Raw genomic sequence first — 20,183 nt, forward strand, 5'->3', positions numbered from 1 at the left:
TTCCGCGGCGAAAGCTACGGCATATGTCAGTGGTGTGGAGACAGACAGAACACTATGCGGGGGGTCTGACAGTTTCAATGATCTTCCGGGTGTCAGTTCTCAGTTCTGGGCTCGGGTGGCCGTGCCGAACAGCAGTTAAACAAACAAAAATGCCCCGGGTCCTGGAACCCGGGGCATCTCATTGGCGGAAGGTAAGGGATTTGAACCCTTGGTACGGGGTTACCGCACACTGGTTTTCAAGACCAGCTCCTTAGGCCGCTCGGACAACCTTCCTCGCCTAGTAGTGTTTCATAGGGAGTTGGCTGTTCCAAAACATCACGTCCTGCAAACCCTGCCCCGGGGCCTTGGAGGACCAGCAAGAAACCGGGAGTTCGTCATGAAAGCCGTCTACATCTCAGAGCCAGGCGGGCCCGAAGTCCTCGAAATCCGGGAGGTCCCCTCCCCGGTACCGGGCGAAGGCGAAGTCCTGATCGACGTCGTGGCTGCCGGCCTGAACCGTGCGGATGTCCAGCAGCGGCGCGGCTTCTACCCGCCGCCACCGGGAGCCTCGGAAATTCCCGGGCTGGAGATTTCCGGGCGCATCGCAGCCTTTGGTCCCGGCGTCACCAAGGCGTTCTCCGTGGGGGACAAAGTAGTGGCCCTGCTCTCGGGCGGCGGATACGCCCAGCAGGTCGCGGTTCCGGCCGAACAAGTGCTCAGGGTTCCCGAAGGAGTGGACCTGATCACGGCGGCGTCCCTGCCCGAGGTAGCCGCCACCGTTTACTCGAACCTCATCATGACCGCCCAGCTGCAGCCTGGTGAAACGGTGCTCATTCACGGGGCTACGGGGGGTATTGGCACCATGGCCATCCAGTTGGCCAAGGCGCACGGCGCAACCGTCGCCACGACGGCCGGATCTGACGAAAAAGTGGGCACCGCCAAGGCCTTCCTGGGCGCCGACATCGCGATCAACTACACAGAAGAAGACTTCGTCGAAAGCCTCAAAGCCCAAAACGGTGGCAAGGGCGCGGACGTGATCCTCGACGTCGTGGGTGCCAAATACCTGCAACAGAACGTCGACGCCCTTGCCGACTACGGCCGGCTGATCATCATAGGCCTGCAAGGCGGAACGAAAGCCGAAATCAATCTGGGGCAACTCCTCAGCAAGCGTGCTGCCGTGATTGGCACGGCACTCCGTCCGCGGCCGCTTGCCGAAAAGGGCATCATTATGTCCGCCGTTCGTGAATCCGTGTGGCCCATGCTCACGGACGGCCGGATCAGGCCACTTGTCGCCAAGTCCTTCCCGCTGGACCAGGTGAGGGAAGCGCATGAATACTTTGACTCCGGCGAGCACGTGGGCAAGGTCCTGCTGCTCCTCTGATTCGACCAACCAACTGCAGCGAGGAACCATATGTCCATCCGGCACAGCCTGCTGGCCCTGCTCCAGGACCAGCCCCGGTACGGCTATGAGCTGCGCGTCGAATTCGAGGACCGGACCGGCGCAGCCTGGCCGCTGAACATCGGACAGGTTTACACCACGCTGGACCGGCTTGAGCGCGATGGATTGGTCAGTAAAGACGGCGACGACGGCGGCGGCCACGTCGTCTACAGCATCACCGATGCGGGAGCTGAGGCCGTCGGGGCTTGGTTTGGTGGTGCCGTGGACCGTGGCACCCCGCCACGGAACGAAATTGCCATCAAGCTGGCGCTCGCCGTGACGCTTCCGGGCGTAGATACCTCAGCGGTGATCCAATCCCAGCGGGAGGTCTCCGTCAGGGCTTTGCAGGAGCATACTCAAGCGCGAAAGGCGGTGTCCGCCAATCAGCGTTCGATGGACACGGCGGGACTGCTGGTGCTTGACTCGCTGATCTTCCAGGCCGAAGCCGAAGTGCGTTGGCTGGATCTCTGCGAAGCACGCATGGTCCAGGCTCAGGGGACTGGCGGAGCAGGCTAGCTGCCTGGCCGCCACGCCCACCGCACGGGAACCACCGCTTACCGCACGGACCCCCTCGTTCCGGAGTGGGCAGATCTGCGGTAGTTGAGCTCCTTGTTAGCGTCCTCCCTGAATGTTCAGCGCCCCAACGGCAGCAGTTCTCAAGGAGGAGACATGGGCAGAGCCCCTGACCAGGAAGAACTTGGCCAAGAAGAACTTGGCCAACAAGAACTTGACCTCAGCGATCTCGAGGAAAGGCTGGATCCTACGCTGCCTTCACCGGCCGTGGATGACTCCGCCCGGGAGGCTGAAGAGCGGAAGTGGACCCCGGCAAAGATCGGGCTCTGGGCGGCGATCTCGCTGCTTGGAGCGGTGGCGTGGTACATGCTCGCGCTGGTGCGCGGCGAGACCGTCAACGCCATCTGGTTCGTTTTCGCTGCAGTATGCACCTACCTGATCGGCTATCGCTTCTATTCCAAAGTCATTGAGCGCTACCTGCTCAAACCGGACGATCGCCGTGCCACTCCTGCCGAGTACAAGGCGGACGGCAAGGACTACGTCCGCACCGACCGCAACGTGTTGTTCGGCCACCACTTCGCGGCCATTGCCGGCGCCGGTCCACTGGTGGGACCGGTCATCGCAGCCCAGATGGGTTACCTGCCAGGCACAATCTGGATCATTATCGGCGTCGTCCTTGCCGGCGCCGTCCAGGACTACCTGGTCATGTTCTTCTCCATGCGCCGCGGTGGCCGTTCCCTTGGCCAGATGGCACGTGAAGAACTTGGCGTCATTGGTGGGACGGCGGCCCTCGTGGCCACCCTGCTCATCATGATCATCATCGTGGCCATTCTCGCCCTCGTGGTGGTCAACGCCCTCGGCGAGAGCCCGTGGGGTGTCTTCTCCGTGGGGATGACCATCCCTATCGCATTGTTCATGGGCGTCTATCTTCGCTTCATCAGGCCGGGCAAGGTGATGGAAGTATCCATCATCGGCTTCGTGCTGCTCATGGCTGCCATCATTGGCGGCGGCGCCGTGGCCGGAACCGAGTGGGGTGCGGCCTTCTTCCACCTGGACAAGGTCACTATTGCCTGGGGGCTCATCGTCTACGGGTTCATCGCCGCCATCCTGCCGGTGTGGCTGCTCCTCGCGCCACGGGATTACCTGTCCACGTTCATGAAGATCGGCGTGATCGTGATGCTGGCGCTCGCCATCATCGTGGTGCGTCCGGAAATCACCGTCCCAGCATTCAGCGAGTTCGCCGGCAAGGAGAACGGCCCGGTCTTCTCAGGGGCACTGTTCCCCTTCCTGTTCGTGACCATTGCCTGTGGTGCCCTGTCCGGATTCCACGCGCTCATTTCATCGGGGACCACACCCAAGCTGATCGAGAAGGAGCGGCAGACCCGCTTCATCGGCTACGGCGGCATGCTCATGGAATCATTTGTGGCCATCATGGCCCTGGTAGCTGCCATCTCGATCGACCGCGGCATCTACTTCGCCATGAACGCGCCCCTTGCCCTCACCGGGGGCACCGTGGAATCTGCGGCGCAATGGGTGAACAGCCTCGGCCTGGCCAACGTAAACATCACCCCGGACGTGCTGGCCCAGACGGCAAAGGACGTGGGCGAGGAGAGCATTATTTCCCGTTCGGGTGGTGCGCCCACGCTGGCTGTCGGTCTGGCGCACATCATGCAGCAGTTCATCGGCGGACCCGGAATGATGGCTTTCTGGTACCACTTCGCTATCATGTTCGAGGCCCTTTTCATCCTCACCGCAGTGGACGCCGGCACCCGTGTTGCCCGGTTCATGCTGCAGGATTCCATCGGCAACTTTGTTCCCAGGTTCAAGGAAGCCTCATGGCGTCCCGGTGCCTGGCTGTGCACTGCCATCATGGTGGGCGCCTGGGGTGCGGTGCTCCTGATGGGCGTGACCGACCCCCTGGGTGGCATCAACACGCTCTTCCCGCTGTTCGGAATAGCCAACCAGCTTCTGGCAGCCATTGCTTTGGCCGTATGCCTCGCCATCTGCGCCAAGCGCGGAGTGTTCAAGTGGCTGTGGATCGTGGCAATCCCGCTGGCTTTCGTCGCCGTCGTGACCATCACGGCCAGTTTCCACAAGATCTTCTCGCCCGTTCCTGCGGTGGGCTACTTTGCCAACAACCAGGCGTTCGCCAAGGCCTTGGCCGATGGCAAGACGGAGTTCGGCACGGCCAAGACCGTGGCGGCCATGGAAGCGGTGGTCCGCAACACCGCGATCCAGGGCGTACTCTCCGTCATCTTCGTGACGCTGAGCATCATCGTGATCGTCGCCGCACTGCTGGCAACCATCAAAGCCATCCGCGCCCGCGGCGGACAAGATCATGAGGACCCGGCTGTTCCTTCCAAAGTGTTCGCCCCTGCCGGGCTGATCCCCACGACGGCGGAGAAGGTCCTGCTCGCGGAATGGGACGCACTCCCGGCGGAGAAGCGGACGCAGAAGGCCGGGCATCACTGATGAATGCCGTGGCCAAAGGGCTTCGTGGCTTCGCCACTTTCATGGGCTCGCTCATGGGTGCCGACGCCTACAGCAAGTACCTGGAGCACTTCACCACCACGGGCCATGCTGGTCCCGCCATGACTGAACGCGAGTTCTGGCGGGACCGGATGGACCGGCAGGACAGCAATCCCCAGGGCCGGTGTTGCTGACGCGGAGTTTCGCTACGAACGAAGTCCAAATACTGCTCCAGGGCCCGGCTTCGCTTGAACCACATGAGAGTATGAACGAATGAGCGATCTGAACAACATTCAGCCCACGGATGAGGCTTCGGACGACACTCCCGTGGAGGGCACCACGCTGGACGGCAGCGGGCTGGACGGCACCGCGCTGGACGGCGCCACGTTGGACCGGGACCTGGCGGCAGCCGATGGACAGCCATCCGGGCAGGAAGAGTCCGGGCAGGACGTCAAGCCCAAGGCAACCAGCCTTCATGAGCTCGTTGACGAGCCTGCAAAGGTGATGCGGATCGGCACCATGATCCGTCAGCTCCTGGAGGAAGTTAAGGCTGCTCCTTTGGACGACGCCGCCCGCGGCCGGCTCGCGGAAATTCATGAGCGCTCCATCAAGGAACTTGAGGACGGACTGGCTCCGGAACTCATTGAAGAGTTGGAGCGGATAAGCTTGCCGCTTCCGGAGGGCAAGGCACCTTCCGACGCGGAGCTTCGTATTGCCCAGGCGCAGCTGGTGGGATGGCTGGAGGGTCTGTTCCACGGTATCCAGGCTGCGATCGCCGCCCAGCAGGCAGCCAAGGAACACGCTGCCGCGCAGATGCAACTCCGTCAGCTGCCGCCGGGAACGGTCATCGCCCCGGGCATTGTCATTGGCGAGAACGGCCAACCACAGCGTGCTTCTGCGCCAGGTGCCCACGGCGCTGCTCCGCAAGGCCGCACGGAAGACCCCGACCACGGTCCGGGTCAGTACCTCTGAGCTCGCACGTGGGTTTCTTTGGGGCCGTCCGCCAAGGACGGAAAGACGATCTGGAGCTCGGCAAGGGGTTGTGGCGACGCGCCCACGACCGTTTCCACCGGGGCCTGGACCGGTACCACCAGGTTCTTGAGGGCGTTGACGATGACGAGCTGTACAACGAACTCGTGGAGATAGCCAACGAACTGGCCGGGTTGTCCCCGCTCGTCAGGACTATCTGCGTGGAGGCCCAAAAACGTTCCCCGAGCGACGGCCTGGATGTCCCCGGGGCGCTTGCGGGGGTTCACCGTGCCTTGTCCAAGGCCGGAAATTCACTTGCTACTACCGCCGAAGCCGCGGCGATGCTGCGGTTGGCTGTTGGCCCCGTCCCGGTAGGAGCGCTGTCCGTCCGGCGACGCGCGGAGTCTGTGTTCGAACAGGTTGCTGACGCGGAGCGCCAGCTCAACAGCTGACGGGAGAGTGACAATAAGCCAAGCGTGCGCAACTACACGCGCACGCCTTTATTCCTCCTTCACAAGAAGTTAAGCGCATAGCTGATCTCCGTAACATTCAGGGCTTTTCACGGGTTTGTGCTGGCAGTATGGCAGACATGACTTCGTCACCAACACTTACTTTCAACGACGGCAACACCATCCCCCAGCTCGGCTACGGGGTGTGGCAAGTTGAAGACGATGTAGCCGAAAAGGTGGTGCGCCAGGCCTTCGAAGCCGGGTTCCGCCACATCGATACCGCCAAGATCTACGGCAACGAGGCAGGCGTCGGCCGTGCCATTGCCTCTTCCGGCCTTTCGGCCGAAGAAATCTTCATCACCACCAAGCTGTGGAACGCGGATCAGGGCTACGAGTCCACGCTCGAGGCTTTCGAGAAGTCCTTGGACCACCTGGGCCTGGAGACCTTGGACCTCTACCTGATTCACTGGCAGCAGCCCAAGCAGGAAAAGTATGTTGACACCTGGAAAGCACTCATCGAGCTCAAGAAGCGCGGTCGGGTCAAGTCCATCGGTGTCTCCAACTTCACCAAGGAAGGCCTGCAGCGCATCATCGATGAAACCGGCGTTGTTCCGGCCATCAACCAGGTTGAACTGCACCCGTTCTTCAACCAGGCCGAGCTGCGCGAATTCAACGCCTCCAAGGGCATCCTGACCCAGGCCTGGTCGCCGCTGGGACAGGGTGGTGAGCTGCTCGAAAGCGCCACCGTTGCTGAGATTGCTGCGAAGCACGATGCGACTCCGGCCCAGGTCGTCATCGCCTGGCACCTGGCCATCGGCAATGTGGTCATTCCCAAGTCCGTCACCGAGTCCCGCATCCAGGAGAACTTCGCGGCTCTCAACGTCACGCTCGACGCCACCGACATCGAGGCCATCAACGGCCTGGACCGCGGTGCCGAAGGCCGCATCGGCCCGGACCCGGCAGTCTCCGACTTCGCCTAAGCCTGAAGCTTGACCCGAATGCCCCGTACCCACCTTGGGTGCGGGGCATCCGGCGTTAATGGTCGACGGCGGCACCCGCCAGAGGAACGCATGCGCGACGAAGTCCGTGGTGAAATTGAACAACCCCAGTGGACGAGGACGGAGCTTGCATGGTGGTGTTTGACGCATTGGAGCGGCAGATCGTTGCCGCCCTCCAACTTGATCCGCGGTGCCCTTGGCGGAAGATGGCAGCAGTCCTCGGCGAGGCGGAGCGAACTGTAGCCCGTCGCGGATCACAGCTTTTGGACTCCGGTGCTGTAGCTGTGGTGGGGATCCGCCCCAGGCCGGCCGTGGTGCTGGTGGAAATGCGGTGCATGCCGGGCACGGTTCGTGCCGCGGCCCAAGCGCTCTCGCAACGGACTGACACCACGTTTGTCTACACCACCACCGGAACGGGCGACTGCGTGGCGGAAATACTCACCGAGCCGTCCCGTCTGGCCGATGTGTTGTCGGATGAACTACCGTCCACCATAGGCTTGCGTGATGCCACGAGCTACCCGGTCCTGCGGTACTTCCGTACCATCCGGGAGTGGCGCCCGGAGATTCTCACGGCCGATAAGTCCGAGGCGCTCCGCTCCAGCCTCACCCAGGACACAGGCATCCTGGTGCCCCGGCAGGATCTGAGCCGCCAGGACAACGAGCTTGTCGACGCCCTCTGTGCCGACGGCCGGATGAGCTTTGAAGCGTTGGGACGCCGCGTGGGTGTTTCGGAGGCAACAGCACGGCGCCGCAGTGAGTGGCTGCTGGCCAACAACCAGATCCATTTGCGGGCAATCGTTGAGCCGGCATCCTTTGGCTTGGGAGTCGAGGCCTTGCTCTGGATCCGGGCCTCCCCGCAGCACGTTGAACACGTTGGAAAAAGCCTGGCTGAGCTTCCCACTGTCCGTTATGCCGCGGCGATCGCCGGGGACTACCAGATCATGGCCGATGTGACAGTGGAGGACATGTCAGCCCTCTACCGCTTCATCACGGACTCAGAGTGGGCGCAGAACGCTGTCACTGTGGATGTTTCGATTTTGTTGGACGCGCGAAAGCGTGGCGGCAGGGTCATGCGCTCATCGTCGTAAGCGGCGGCTGTTCTGCCAGGACAGCTGGAGCAACGGCGGCGTACCCGGTCTGCTGCTCGAAGGCGCGGCCGTAGCGGAGCAGCTGCATATCCGTGTAATGGTTGCCAGCCAGCTGCAGACCGATGGGGAGCCCCGTGGAACTGAAGCCGGCCGGAACGCTGAGCACCGGCAGGCCCGTGGCGGACAGGAGGCAGGCTGACCGCATCCAGTCCAAGTATGTTTCGGAGGCCACGCCGGCAATATCGGAGGGGTACCGCAGCGTGGCGTCGAAGGGCAGGACCTGGGCGCATGGGCTGGCGAAGAGGTCGTAGCGCCCGAAGAACTCCTGCACGCTGCGTTCAAGGCGGGTGCGGGCGGCGGCTGTCTCGATCAAGTCCTGCGCAGTGAGGGCGAATCCCTTCTCCACGTTCCAATGCACTTCGGGCTTGATCACGTCCCCGGCGCGCTCCAGAATCGGCCCCAGGCCCGCGGCGAAGTCCATGGCACGCGTGTTGCCGAATACCAGGTCTGCTTCGCTGAAGTCCGGGGTGGCTTCCTCAACAATCGCACCCAGGTCCTCGAAGACGGCCAGTTGCCGTTCGAGGTGCTCCACGATCTCAGGGTCCACCGGAACGCCGATGCCAAAGTCCCGCGACCAGCCAATCCGAACACCGCGCATGTCGGTCTCGAGTCCGGCCCGGAAGACCTTCGGATCAAGGCCCGCAGGGTGCGGAACGCGGGGATCCTTGCCCGCCGTCACGGACATGAACAGGGCAATGTCCTCCACGCTCCGGGCCATGGGCCCCGTCCTTCCCAGCCACGCGTAGGCGTTGACGTCGGACGGCATGGGGATGACCGCCGTCGACGGCCTGAAACCGACCACATTGCAGAAGGAAGCCGGGATGCGGAGCGAACCGCCCATGTCGCTGCCGTCGCCGATGCTCTGGACACGGGATGCGACGACGGCGGCCACGCCACCGCTGCTGCCGCCGGCACTCAGCGTTGGCGCGTAAGGGTTGGTCGTGGTGCCGAACAGGTCGTTGAACGTATGGGAGCCCGCGCCAAACTCGGGAACATTGGACTTACCTGTAGTGACAACGCCGGCCGCTTTCAAGCGCGCAATGATGAGGTCGTCGGCGTCGGGAACATACTCACGCAAGGCGAGTGAGCCCTGGGTGGTGCGCATCCCGGCGGTGTTGTTGGTGTCCTTGTGCGTCATGGGTACGCCATGGAGGGGTGCCAGGGCGGCCCCCGAGGCCGTCAGCTGGTCGGCGCGGTGTGCCAAGGCGTGGGCGCCTTCGGCGTCGAGCGTCACCACGGCGTTGATCGCTGGGTTTACCTCGGAAATGCGCTCCAGATGTTCTGCCAAGGCTTCGCGCGCCGAGACCTTCTTCTCGCGGATGGCTGCGGAAAGTTCGACGGCGGACAGCTCGCCAATAGTGTCAGGCATGGTGCTCCTTTGCTGGATTGCTACTGCCTGAAAGTGTGCCGGGTCACACGGGGTGGGGGAAGTCCCGAAACGGCGAAAGGCAAGCTTTGACCGATTCGGCCACATTGAAGGCTGATTCCGTCAGCTATTGTGTGTGATCCGGCTCATAGCAGAAGGTGTTGGTAACCCACTGGCCGATCTGGTCGCTGGGTAGGATTTTCCCCAGAGCACCGGATGCGAACAGCGTGGTTCGGATGTGGACTTGCCGAGGGGCCGACACCGGAGGTTCCCATGCACCAACCCCTGGCTCTTCAACCGCTCGCCCCCAACGAGTCCACCGACATCATGGCCATCGCCAACAATCCCATCCTGTGGATCTGCGTGGCAGGCGTGTTCGGCGTGATCATCCTTCAGTCCGTCATCTTCATGAAAGCTGCCCGGACCGCCGCCCCATCCGTGGACATGAGCACGCAGGACATCAAGACCTCGTTCCGCTCCGGCGCTGTATCGGCCATCGGCCCCTCCCTGGCAGTCTCGCTCGTCGCCATTGCGCTGCTCGGCCTCTTCGGCGCGCCGGCTGTGCTGTCCAGGATCGGGCTGATCGGTTCTGCTGCATACGACGTATCCGCCGCCGGCATCGCGGCAGGTTCCATGGGCGCCAAGCTCGGCGATGCCAGCTATACGCAAAGTGTCTTCGCAGTCGCCTTCTTCGCCATGAGCATCGGCGGAGCGATGTGGATGCTCGCCACCCTGATCCTGACCCCGGTCCTGCGAAAGGGCGACGCCAAGATCCGATCCGTGAACCCGGCCGCCATGGCCATCGTCCCGGCAGCCGCCCTGATCGGAGCCTTCTCCTGCCTGGGGCTCACCGAACTGCCCAAGTCAGGGATCCATGTGCTGTCCTTTGTTGTCTCCGCCGCGGTCATGGGCACCTGCCTGCTGCTGGCCAAGAAACTCGGCAAGAGCTGGCTGCGTGAGTGGGGGCTCGGCATTTCCATCGTCATCGGGCTCGGCGCAGCCTACCTCGCTGTCGGCGCCTGATCCCGCCTCCCGCCATCAGACCCGGACTTTGAGCACGAAAGGAACACCCCTCATGTCTTCCATCACTTCCGCTCCCACCACCGCCAACAACACCGCCATGGCGGACTTCAACCGCACCACCTCCCGCTGGGGCCAGATCACCATGATCTGTGGCCTGCTGATCTCCGTGGCCGGCCCTTTGTACCTCGTCTTCGCTACGGGCCTGGACATAGGTCCTGGCCAGCTTTGGATTGCCTTCGCCGCAGTGGCCGCCACGTTCGGCATCATCTGGATCGTCGAGCCACTGACGTACTATCCGATCCTGGGTCCGGCCGCGATGTACCAGGCGTTCATGATTGGCAATATCTCCAACAAGCTCCTGCCTGCTGCCCTGATCGCCCAAACCAATATCGGCGCGAAGCCGGGCAGCAAACGGGCGGAACTTGCCGCCGTCGTTGCTATTTGCGGCGCTGCGGTAGTGCACCTGATCTCGCTGGCAATCTTCGTGGGTCTCCTGGGCAGCTGGCTCATCAGCGTCATTCCTCCGTCGGTCCTGCTCGTCACCCGGCTGTATGTGCTGCCCACCGTTCTGGGCGCCGTCCTGGTTCAGGCAATCGTGTCCATGAAACAGCCCCGCACCACCGTGTTCGCCTTGCTGGTCTCAGCCGTCGTCGTGTTCGTCCTGCTGCCCCTGGTGCCATCGCTCGCCATGGTGTCCACCGCCATTGCCGTCCTGGGCACCATCCTGCTGGCATGGTTCTTCCGCGGCAAAACCACTATCACTGAGGCGAAGCCCATCCACATCGAGTAGCCCCGCAGCGCGCCCCTGACCCAGCCCGAACCGTGCCCTGACAAACAGAACCAGGAAGACAGGAACCATGACTTCAACAGCCACCGCCCTTCAGCTCGACTCCGAACAGACCGCCAAGCTGCACTCCCTGTACCGACACCTCCACGCACATCCGGAACTGTCCATGCAGGAGTACGCCACCGCGGCGTTGATCGAGGAACAACTGGACGGCCTGGGCATTGAGCACTTCCGCTGCGGCGGGACAGGGGTGGTGGGAGTCCTGCGAAACGGTGACGGACCCGTGGTGGCCTTCCGCGCCGATTCGGACGGCCTCCCCATTGCGGAAGCCACCGGGCTGGACTATGCCAGCACGGACACAGGCACACTGCCTGATGGCACGGTGGTTCCGGTCATGCACGGCTGCGGCCACGACACCCACGTGGCCAGCCTGCTGGGTGCCGCCGAACTGCTTGCGGGGAACCCGGGTGCCTGGGCTGGGACGCTGGTGTTGATCTTCCAGCCCGGCGAAGAAACGGCGGCCGGCGCTCTCGCCATGCTCGACGACGGTCTGTGGGACAAGGCGCCGCGGCCTGAAGTGGTCTTCGGGCAGCACGTCATGCCGCGGCCGGTGGGTACGGTTGCGATTTCCAGCGGGCCGGTGGCGGCCATGGCAAATTCGCTCAGGGTCACGGTGCACGGCCAGCAATCGCACGGTTCGCAACCGCAGGATTCCATTGATCCCATCGTGATGGCCGCGCACATGGTCACCCGGCTGCAAGGGATTGTGTCCCGCGAGCTTGATCCACGGAAGTCCGCCGTCGTGACGGTCGGGACGTTCCATGCGGGCCTCAAGGAGAACATCATCCCGGCCTCCGCCGAGTTCACCCTCAACATCCGCACTTTCGATGAGGACGTCCGTGGCCAGGTCCTCGCCGCCGTCCGCCGCATCATCGAGGCAGAAGCCGCCGCGTCCGGGGCGCCGAAGCCGGTTATCGAGGAAATGTACCGCTTCCCCCAGTGCTTCAACGATCCCGACGCCGTTCCTCCCGTCATTGAGGCCCTGCGGCTTGCGCTGGGGTCCGAAGCGGTCGAAATCACCCCGCCCATGATGGGTAGCGAGGACTTCGGGCACCTGGGCACCGCGATTGGCGTGCCGTCGGTGTTCTGGATGTTCGGCGGCACGCCCGCGGCCGGACATGAAGGCCCGGGTCCCATCCCCGTCAACCACTCGCCGTTCTTCGCTCCGGAGCTGGAAGGTTCGCTGGCCGGGGGAGTTGCTGCCGCGGTCGCCGTGCTGATGTCGCGGCTGGGCCGCTGACGTCCTCAGACCCGGGCCCAGGGTGCCAAACAGTCCACGGTGCCAAACATCCGGGCCCGCCCTATGATGGGCCCATGTTCTGCGAAAGTGCAGGCGTTTCCGCGGGCAGCTCCCGTTTGGAGATTCTGGTCCTCGGCGTGGCAGCGGGCGGCTACGGCAAGCGTTACCCCGTGGGCCGGAAGAAGTGGGCAGAGTATGCGCTCTTCGCTGCTGACGGATCCGGAAACCACAGCGGTGCTTGCCCCATGGGTGCCACGCCCGCTCAACTCACCGCCGCTGAGGATCGGCTCAAAGCGGACCCGGATGGGTGGAGGTCATGGCCACTCAGAAGGAACGGGAGCTCTACTCGTTTTTCGGAGCCAGGACCCGCCTGGCTGTGCCGCCGTTCAGTAAGTCCTGGGCCCGGACCGCGATGAGCTCGGACAGGAAGCCGAGAGACTCAGGTGGGGGTGTTTCCGCCGCTGCTATCGCCACCCTCTCCAGCGTTGAAGCCGCGGTCTGCCGCGCATCGTCGGCGTCCATGCCCCAGGCGGTCCCTTCGGCGACCAGATGTTCCAAGGTGATGTAGCTCAGCCGGATCTGGCCGCTGACAGATTGCCCGGCCAGGCCGCTCGGTTGGTACAGCAGCAGGGTTGGCGCCACGTCATAGAGGGGTGCCAGCAGCACTTCTCCATTGTCGTGGAGGGTAAGGGAGTAGTTCTTGGAGTGTGCATCGCCGTTGCCGATCAGGAGGTTGTAGGTCACGGCGCGCAACAGGTCACGGCGAAACGCGGCCTCGTCGCGGGTGTGCGGCGCCGCGGCGTTGACCAGCCGGGTCAGGCGCGAGGGCGGTGCGGTGGTGCCCTCGTACTTCGCTTCACTGGCCAGGGCCAGGGCCTGGGTGAAGTCTTCCTGGTGCAGCCGATCGCCCTCGCCTGTGCGGTCGAAGCGCTCCACGACGATCGCCCGACGCGACCCGAAGGTTTCCAGATGGGCTTTGGCCGCAGAAAGCCCTGCCGCGGCTGCTATCCGCAGGGCCCAGTCCTCAGCGGGGAGCAGATCCGGGATGGTGGAGTCAAGTGGTTCGGGCTTGATGATGTGGGTCGACACCGAACCACGGCCGGGCCAGGCCCAGCCGTCGCCGTGTCGGGACAGCAGTACCTTGGACTGGACGCCGCCCAGTGACGCAGTGACCAGGAAGTCATCCGGCAGGTCCCATGTCGGGAGGGATTCAACCACCCCGATGACCTCTTCTTCGGTCATGGGCGCAGCAGCGCCCTCCCGCGCGGGAGGTTCCCCGGGCGGCAGAACCTGAACGGCGCCGGCGCAGTCGGCGCCCAAGACACGGAGCAGCCCAAAGGCATCCGGGACAGTGACACCGTGTTCCTTGGCCAGATTGGAACGGACCTGGCCTTCTGGCAGGAGCCCGTCAAAGAAGTTGTAGACCTCCACCCCGTCCAGGCGTTTCCTGGCCAGCGGCAGGGACAGGGACAGCAGGATGGAACCGGCACCGTAGGTTGCCAGCACCTGCGGGTCATATTGGAAGGACAGCTTGAGGCCACTGCCGCGCAGCTCACCGATGCGGTCCCCGCGCAGGTACACGTCAAGGGTCTTGCGGGGGCTCACGGCCGCACCTGCAGCTTGGAAAAGCGCGGTACCAAAGCCACGTCGCGGCCCACCGCCCTGATGGCCTGCATGGCTACGACCACCGAGACTGCTCCGCCGGCTTCGAGACGTACGATGGTTCCGCGGGTGACACCCAGTTTCACGGCGAGTTCCTGCTGCGTGATAGCGGCTTCTTTGCGGGCATCGGCGATGGACCGCCCAAGGGAGGTGGCATCCACAGCCCGGTAGAACGGCGTCAGCTCATCGGAATGTTCCATAAATCGATCATACGGCTCATTACTCAAAATGACCTATATTTCGAACATTTCTGGAACTTTGGTGAATGTTCGATATTTCCATCATTGCGTCCGCCACTGCGCGGGACGTAGCAAGCGAAAAGCCCCGGGAACCCTGTTGCAAGGGTTTATCCGGGGCTTATACCGAGCTTCCTATCAGAATCGAACTGATGACCTTTTCATTACGAGTGAAACGCTCTACCGACTGAGCTAAGGAAGCACCGCGTCCATCACCGGTTTCCCGGGCGATCACGCAAGACATAACTGTAATAGAGGCACAGCACCCGGGTCAAAACGAGGGCAGTGGCGGCCGTTGCGGGGATGTTCACCCGGGCGTCGGGCCGGGTTCAGGCGGGCGTTTCCCTGCCGCCGGAAGCTGGGAAATCAACCGTGGCGAGGTCCGCCCGCCACTCACAACAGACGAGGGAGCCGCTCAATGACCGGGGACGCATTGAATCGGGATGAATTCACCAGGGACACCAGCCACGCACCCAACCGGCTGCGGCTGGCCGTGGTGGACATGGTGGGGACAACCATCACCGACGATGGCCGCACCGAGCGGGCCATGTCCCAGGCGCTGGTGGAACACGGCATCGAGCCGGGCAGCAGTAGGTTCGAGAGCATGCTCGGCTACGCCCGGGACACCATGGGCTTCTCGAAATTGACCGTCTTCCACCACCTCTTCGAGGAAGCCGTAGTTGCCGAAAGCGCCAACAAGGTTTTCGAGAAGGCATACGACCACATGATCGACGACGGCGGTGTCCGCGCCATTCCGGGCGCGGAGGACGCCATTTTGTGGATGCGTGAGTCCGGCATGCAGGTTTGCCTGGCAACAGGGTTCGGCCGCCACACCCAGAACATGGTCCTGGAATCCCTCGGGTGGATGGGCTTGGCGGACCTCAGCTTGTGTCCGGCGGATGCAGGGCGGGGGCGGCCTTACCCGGACATGATCCTGACTGCGGTACTCGCCCTGGACCTCGATGACGTCCGCGAGGTGGCCGTGGTGGGCGACACCAGCTCGGACATGCTTTCCGGCGTCCGTGCAGGTGCGTCGTTGGTGGCCGGAGTCCTCACTGGCTCGCACTCGGAGGCGACCTTACGCGCGGCCGGCGCCACCGTCGTCGTGGATTCCATCAAGCAGCTCCCGCTCTTGGTGGAGAAGCGGGAAGCCCGGCACCGCTAGCATTTGAGGCCGTCCTGCGGCAGCTTCCCGTCAACAAAGTAATCGTCGACGGCGGTGCTGACGCAGGAGTTCGAGCGGCCGTAGGCTGTGTGCCCCTCACCCTCCCACGTGACAAGTGAGGCGTTCTCCAGTTGCTTGCGCAGCGACTGCGACCACTCCAGGGGAGTGGCGGGGTCCCCTGTGGTGCCAACCACCACGATGGGAGCGGAGCCGTTGTATTCGACCGGCGCGGGCGTGCGGGTGTTCTTGTACGGCCAGTCCTTGCAGTTGACCCCGCCGTAAGCGAAGAACGAGCCGAACGTGGGGGAGTCCTGGATAAGGCGTGCTTCCTCGGCCCGCATGCCGGCAGTGTCGGTAACCATGGGGTAGTCCAGGCAGTTGATGGCCTGGAACGCGAAAGCCGAGTTTGAGCTGTACGTGCCATTGGGTTCGCGGTCGGCGCCCAGATCGGCAAGCCGCATCATCTGGGACACATCACCGGAAAAGGCGCTTTCCAGGGCCTGGGTGAGGGCAGGCCAGCTTTGATCGTTGTAAAGGGGCAGGATGAGGCCGTTGACGAAGTCGTTGCTGGTCACCAAACGGCCATCCTTGGCGGTCTGGGGGTTCTGGTCCACGGCGTTGATGAGGTCCCTGATTTCCTGGACTCCGTTGTCCACGGAGCCGCTCAGCGGGCACTGGTTCTGTCCCTGGCAACTGGCCACATAGGTGTGGATGGCTCTTTCGAACGCCCGGGCCTGTCCCGCGGTCAGTTCCTCGTTGGTGATGGACGGATCCACGGCGCCATCCAGGACGAGGTGGCCAACGTTGTCGGGGAAGAGTGCAGCATAAGTTGATCCAAGGAAGGTGCCGTAGGAGAAGCCAAGGTAGTTGAGTTTGGCGTCGTTGACCACCGCGCGCAGGATATCCAGGTCCTTGGCCGCGCTCACGGTATCAATGTGCCCCAGGACATCCCCCGTCTGCTCTGAGCACTGCTCAGCGAAGGACTTATTGAAGGCCAGTGCAGCCTCCAGTCCCTCGTCGGTATTCTTCCGGAACACCTTTTCGCGGGCCGCGTCACGTTCGGCATCGCTCATGCAGGTGACGGGGGCGGAGCGTTTCACACCACGGGGATCGAAGCCGACGAGGTCGAAGTTGGACTTCACTTTCTCGGTGAAATTGGTGTTGCCGGCGTCCCTGATGTAGTCCACCCCGGAGCCACCGGGACCGCCGGGGTTGACCAGGATCGACCCCTGTTTATTGCCGGTGCTGGGCAACTTGATGACGGCGAGTGTGATTTCCCCGGACGCCGGGTTGGCGTAATCCTTGGGTACCTGGACTTTGCCGCACTGGAAGCCGTTCTCGCAGGAGCTCCACTCCACGGGCTGTGAATAGAACTTCTCCAAGCCCTTGGGCGCTGATGCTGCGATGGATGGATCCACGGTGCTGGTGGACGGCTTGGCCGTGGGCGTTGGCATGAACGGCAGGGTGCAGGCGCTCAACACCAGCGCGGCAGCAACGGCAACACACGTCGCCACGAAGCCGCGGCCGGCCCCACGCCGGGCAGACCGGTCCCTTGATGGGGCATCGGCGGACCGGCGGGGTGCGGACTTCATGGATTCTCCTATTGCTGGATGAGACTTGTGGCCATGGACTCGACCGCCAACAGCGGGGCCACATTGGTGGTGGTGATACGGACGCGGGCTTTGTTGATGGCGTCCATCCGGGCCAACGTGGTTTCGGGGTTTGAGTGGCCCGCGTATTCTTCAAGATCGCTCTTGAGCTCAACGTTGACCAGCTCTACGGCGTTCCCCAGCTGGATGATCAGCACGTCCCTGTAGAAGGACAGCAGATCAGTGAGGGTGCGGTCCAACGAGTCAGTGATGGAGCGTTTTGCCCGCCGTTTCTGATCGTCTTCGAGCTGCTTGACCTGGCTGCGCATGGAGGGCGGCAGCGTGCCGGACTCGGGGGCACCGAGGCTCGCCAGCAGCGCGATCTTCTCCGCGGCGTCACGTTCGTCATTGGAGCTGTTGGCCTCGTCGGTGGCAATCCTGACCAGCTTCTCGGCCATCATCACCGCAGCGGTGACGCCACGAAGGCCGAGTGGAATGCGGACCGTATCCAAACGGCGTTGCCGCGCGTCAGCGTCGCGGGCCAGCCGCCTGGCGATGCCGATATGGCTTTGGGCGGCGCGGGCTGCTATGTCCGCGAGTTGGCGATCGATGCCGTCGCGCCTGACCAGGAGATCGGCGACGTCGGACGCCGGCGGAAGCCGGAGGCTCACCGGACGGCATCGCGAGCGTATGGTGACCAGGACGTCGGCGGGGGAGGGGGCACACAGCATCCAGATGGTGCGGGGCGTGGGTTCCTCGATCGCCTTCAGCAGGACGTTGGTGGTGCGCTCGGCCATGCGGTCCGCATCCTCCACCACAATGATCCGCCACCGGCCAGTGGCAGGCCGGTCGCCAGCCTTGGAGACCAGTTCGCGGGCTTCGTCAATGGTGATGGTGACTTTCTCGGTCCGCACGAATGTCACATCGGAGTGCGTCTCGCCAAGGATAGTGTGGCACGCGGCACACTCCCCACAGCCTCTAAGGGTGACGTCGTCCTGCTCGCAGTTCAAGGCAGCGGCGAAGGCCTTGGCCGCGTTGGAACGGCCGGATCCAGGAGGTCCGGTAAACAGCCACGCATGGGTGAGGCCGGTTTCGCCTTGCGCAGCCTGCTTCAGTTGCGCAACGACGGGCGCCTGCCCCTGAAGGTCGTCCCAGACGCTCACGAACGGTCGCCGGGAACTCGGTCAGCCAGCAGTGATTCCACCCGATCCAGGATCTGCGCGGCGAGGGTGTTGATGTCCGCGCGTGCCGGCAGGACAAGGTAGCCCGACGGCGAAGCCTCTGCGAGGTCCAGGAACGCGTGGCGGATGGCCGAATGGAAAGCATCAGGCTCGGATTCGAGCCTGTCTTCGGTGGCGTCCCCGGCGGTCCGGCGCTGGCGGCCGTCGGAAGGGTCGACGTCGAGCAATACTGTCAGGTCCGGACGCAAACCTTCCGTGGCCCACTCGTTCAGGGTCAAGACGCCATCGGCGCCCAAGCCACGGCCGGCACCTTGATAGGCAACTGAGGAGTCCACGTAGCGATCAGTGATGACCACCGTCCCCTCAGACAGGGCGGGACGGATCACCTGGCTGGCATGGGCGGCGCGGGCGGCGGCAAACATGAGGGCTTCGGTACGGGCATCGATGGTGCCGTGGCCGTGGTCCAAAACCAGGGAACGCAACTTCTCGCCAATGGGAGTGCCGCCGGGCTCGCGGGTGCGCAGCACGGAAAATCCCCGCGACTCAAGGGCGTCAGAGAGCCGGGCGGCCTGGGTGGACTTGCCCGCTCCGTCCCCGCCCTCGAAGGCGATGAAAAGACCTGGGCTCTGAATACTCACGCGTCTAGCCTACCGAGCTTCCCTGACATCAAAGGCGCGTAACGCCTTTCATCCACAGTGGTGGCCGCGACTACGCTGAAACCATGAGCCTTTCCGATCAGCACGCCGCCGACTTGTCTCCGGAAACCGTCGTGGTTGCGGCTGGCCGCCCCGAGCGGGCCCACGATGAGCCGGTGAATCCGCCCATCGTCTTGTCCTCCACATACTTCGGAACCGGTGCGCTGGGTGAGGGAGACCGCGGCTACGGACGCTATGCAAACCCCACGTGGGATCCGTTCGAGGACGCGCTGGCCAAGCTGGAGGGCGCCACCCTCCCGGGGCTGCTCTACGCATCGGGTCTCGCGGCAGTCAGTTCGGCCCTCTCCCTGGTACCTGCCGGTGGCGTCGTCGTGATGCCGTCCCACAGCTATGCGGGTTCGCTTGTGATGGCAACGGAACTGGCAGAGAAGGGCTTCCTGGAACTGCGCACGGTGGACATCACGGACACCGATGCCGTGAAATCGCTCATCAGCCCTGAAAGCGGCAAGCAGGCGGACCTCCTCTGGCTGGAAAGCCCCACCAACCCAATGCTCGGTATCGCCGATATCCGCGCGCTCACCGATGCCGCCCACGCCGTGGGAGCCATCGTGGTCACGGACAACACGTTCTCCACGCCGTTGGTGCAGCAGCCGCTCAGCCTGGGATCCGACGTCGTGCTCCACTCGGTGACCAAATACCTGGCCGGACATTCGGACGTCGTTTTGGGCGCCCTCGTCACGTCCAACCCGGAGCTGCGCGCCACCCTTCTTCATCACCGGATCATCCACGGTGGAATCGCCGGCCCGTTCGAAGCCTGGCTGGCACTGCGTGGCCTCCGCACGCTGGCGCTTCGGATTGAACGTTCGCAGGCTTCGGCCGCGACGCTCGCAGAACGCCTCAGCACCCACCCGCGCGTCGAAACCATCCGCTACCCGGGCCTCCCCACAGATCCCGGGCACGAGCGCGCCAAGGTCCAGATGAAGGGCTTCGGCTCCATCCTCTGCATCCAGATCACAGGCGACGAGCACCGCAGTGGTGCCGACGCCGCCGACGAGCTGGTCCGTGCGCTGGAGCTGTGGCTTCCGGCCACGTCGCTTGGCGGGGTGGAGTCCCTGATTGAGCGCCGACGCCGGCACACTGCCGAGCCGCTCAGCGTTCCGGAGAACCTGGTCCGCTTGAGCGTCGGAATCGAGAACGTAGAAGACCTCTGGTCCGACCTTGAGCAAGCGCTGAAGTCGCTGGACGGCTAGGCTAA

20 protein-coding genes and 2 tRNA genes are annotated in these 20,183 nt (G+C 63.7%); 14 read left to right on the top strand and 8 right to left on the bottom strand.

The features are described from left to right. Positions 1-182: 182 nt before the first annotated feature. A tRNA-Ser gene (locus J3D46_RS08985) sits at positions 183-273 on the bottom strand. A 103-nt stretch (positions 274-376) separates the two neighbouring features. Here J3D46_RS08985 and J3D46_RS08990 point away from each other — a divergent pair. The 8 genes from J3D46_RS08990 (at position 377) to J3D46_RS09025 (ending at position 7,903) form a co-directional block, all read left to right on the top strand. Then, entirely contained in the window at positions 377-1,360 is a 984-nt protein-coding gene (locus J3D46_RS08990) for an NAD(P)H-quinone oxidoreductase (RefSeq protein ID WP_253466546.1), read from the top strand. A 30-nt stretch (positions 1,361-1,390) separates the two neighbouring features. Beyond that, positions 1,391-1,933, top strand: coding sequence for a PadR family transcriptional regulator (locus J3D46_RS08995; RefSeq protein WP_231341800.1), 543 nt, complete (start codon positions 1,391-1,393; stop codon positions 1,931-1,933). 153 nt (positions 1,934-2,086) lie between these two features. After that, on the top strand, positions 2,087-4,402 hold the full coding sequence (locus tag J3D46_RS09000; RefSeq protein WP_253466548.1) for a carbon starvation CstA family protein: 2,316 nt from the start codon (positions 2,087-2,089) through the stop codon (positions 4,400-4,402). After that, positions 4,402-4,593: a YbdD/YjiX family protein gene (locus J3D46_RS09005; RefSeq protein ID WP_231341818.1), complete on the top strand. Its 192-nt coding sequence runs from the start codon at positions 4,402-4,404 to the stop codon at positions 4,591-4,593. Before J3D46_RS09000 ends, J3D46_RS09005 begins: the two co-directional genes overlap by 1 nt. A gap of 79 nt (positions 4,594-4,672) precedes the next feature. After that, on the top strand, positions 4,673-5,371 hold the full coding sequence (locus tag J3D46_RS09010; RefSeq protein ID WP_253466552.1) for a bacterial proteasome activator family protein: 699 nt from the start codon (positions 4,673-4,675) through the stop codon (positions 5,369-5,371). 8 nt (positions 5,372-5,379) lie between these two features. Further along, positions 5,380-5,820, top strand: coding sequence for a hypothetical protein (locus tag J3D46_RS09015; RefSeq protein WP_253466555.1), 441 nt, complete (start codon positions 5,380-5,382; stop codon positions 5,818-5,820). Positions 5,821-5,957: 137 nt separating this feature from the next. Then, on the top strand, positions 5,958-6,797 hold the full coding sequence (locus J3D46_RS09020; protein ID WP_231341804.1) for an aldo/keto reductase: 840 nt from the start codon (positions 5,958-5,960) through the stop codon (positions 6,795-6,797). Between the two features lie 149 nt (positions 6,798-6,946). After that, the gene (locus tag J3D46_RS09025) at positions 6,947-7,903 is read left to right on the top strand and encodes an Lrp/AsnC family transcriptional regulator (RefSeq protein ID WP_231341805.1); all 957 of its coding nucleotides are present in this window, start codon (positions 6,947-6,949) and stop codon (positions 7,901-7,903) included. On the opposite strand, the gene J3D46_RS09030 is transcribed toward J3D46_RS09025, so the two are convergent. Beyond that, positions 7,884-9,332, bottom strand: coding sequence for an amidase (locus tag J3D46_RS09030; RefSeq protein WP_253466558.1), 1,449 nt, complete (start codon positions 9,330-9,332; stop codon positions 7,884-7,886). The genes J3D46_RS09025 and J3D46_RS09030 overlap by 20 nt on opposite strands. 270 nt (positions 9,333-9,602) lie before the next feature. Here J3D46_RS09030 and J3D46_RS09035 point away from each other — a divergent pair, with 270 nt between their 5' ends. The 4 genes from J3D46_RS09035 (at position 9,603) to J3D46_RS25150 (ending at position 12,855) form a co-directional block, all read left to right on the top strand. Further along, positions 9,603-10,352, top strand: a complete 750-nt coding sequence (locus tag J3D46_RS09035; RefSeq protein WP_231341807.1) for a DUF5058 family protein — start codon at positions 9,603-9,605, stop codon at positions 10,350-10,352. Positions 10,353-10,404: 52 nt separating this feature from the next. Continuing rightward, a complete protein-coding gene (locus J3D46_RS09040) occupies positions 10,405-11,142 on the top strand; it encodes a hypothetical protein (RefSeq protein ID WP_231341808.1) in 738 nt (245 codons plus the stop codon). 67 nt (positions 11,143-11,209) lie between these two features. Further along, on the top strand, positions 11,210-12,439 hold the full coding sequence (locus tag J3D46_RS09045) for an amidohydrolase (RefSeq protein WP_253466561.1): 1,230 nt from the start codon (positions 11,210-11,212) through the stop codon (positions 12,437-12,439). Between the two features lie 74 nt (positions 12,440-12,513). Beyond that, entirely contained in the window at positions 12,514-12,855 is a 342-nt protein-coding gene (locus tag J3D46_RS25150; protein WP_374110785.1) for a DUF6226 family protein, read from the top strand. Here J3D46_RS25150 and J3D46_RS09050 read toward each other — a convergent pair. The 3 genes from J3D46_RS09050 to J3D46_RS09060 form a co-directional block, all read right to left on the bottom strand. After that, positions 12,782-14,044, bottom strand: coding sequence for a type II toxin-antitoxin system HipA family toxin (locus J3D46_RS09050; RefSeq protein WP_253466564.1), 1,263 nt, complete (start codon positions 14,042-14,044; stop codon positions 12,782-12,784). The genes J3D46_RS25150 and J3D46_RS09050 overlap by 74 nt on opposite strands. Further along, positions 14,041-14,301: a helix-turn-helix transcriptional regulator gene (locus tag J3D46_RS09055; protein ID WP_231341811.1), complete on the bottom strand. Its 261-nt coding sequence runs from the start codon at positions 14,299-14,301 to the stop codon at positions 14,041-14,043. Before J3D46_RS09055 ends, J3D46_RS09050 begins: the two co-directional genes overlap by 4 nt. Positions 14,302-14,466: 165 nt before the next feature. Further along, positions 14,467-14,539: transfer RNA gene (locus J3D46_RS09060), tRNA-Thr, on the bottom strand. A 216-nt stretch (positions 14,540-14,755) separates the two neighbouring features. Between J3D46_RS09060 and J3D46_RS09065 the strand changes: the two genes are divergently transcribed. Further along, positions 14,756-15,502 (top strand): HAD family hydrolase, encoded by a 747-nt coding sequence (locus J3D46_RS09065; protein ID WP_253466567.1) that lies wholly within the window; start codon positions 14,756-14,758, stop codon positions 15,500-15,502. Here J3D46_RS09065 and J3D46_RS09070 read toward each other — a convergent pair. Genes J3D46_RS09070 through tmk form a run of 3 tightly spaced genes read right to left on the bottom strand, consistent with a single transcriptional unit; the run spans position 15,499 to position 18,910 of the window. After that, positions 15,499-17,094, bottom strand: a complete 1,596-nt coding sequence (locus J3D46_RS09070) for an alpha/beta hydrolase (protein WP_253466570.1) — start codon at positions 17,092-17,094, stop codon at positions 15,499-15,501. The two genes, J3D46_RS09065 and J3D46_RS09070, sit on opposite strands and share 4 nt — an antisense overlap. Before the next feature lie 8 nt (positions 17,095-17,102). Continuing rightward, positions 17,103-18,254, bottom strand: a complete 1,152-nt coding sequence (locus tag J3D46_RS09075) for a DNA polymerase III subunit delta' (RefSeq protein WP_253466573.1) — start codon at positions 18,252-18,254, stop codon at positions 17,103-17,105. After that, entirely contained in the window at positions 18,251-18,910 is a 660-nt protein-coding gene (gene tmk / locus J3D46_RS09080) for a dTMP kinase (protein WP_231341815.1), read from the bottom strand. The genes J3D46_RS09075 and tmk overlap by 4 nt, the downstream gene beginning before the upstream one ends. Before the next feature lie 83 nt (positions 18,911-18,993). Here tmk and J3D46_RS09085 point away from each other — a divergent pair, with 83 nt between their 5' ends. Beyond that, complete coding sequence (locus J3D46_RS09085; RefSeq protein WP_231341816.1) at positions 18,994-20,178, top strand: PLP-dependent aspartate aminotransferase family protein; 1,185 nt, start codon at positions 18,994-18,996, stop codon at positions 20,176-20,178. Positions 20,179-20,183: the final 5 nt, after the last annotated feature.

It is taken from the genome of Paenarthrobacter sp. A20, from assembly GCF_024168825.1.
Lineage (GTDB): Bacteria > Actinomycetota > Actinomycetes > Actinomycetales > Micrococcaceae > Arthrobacter.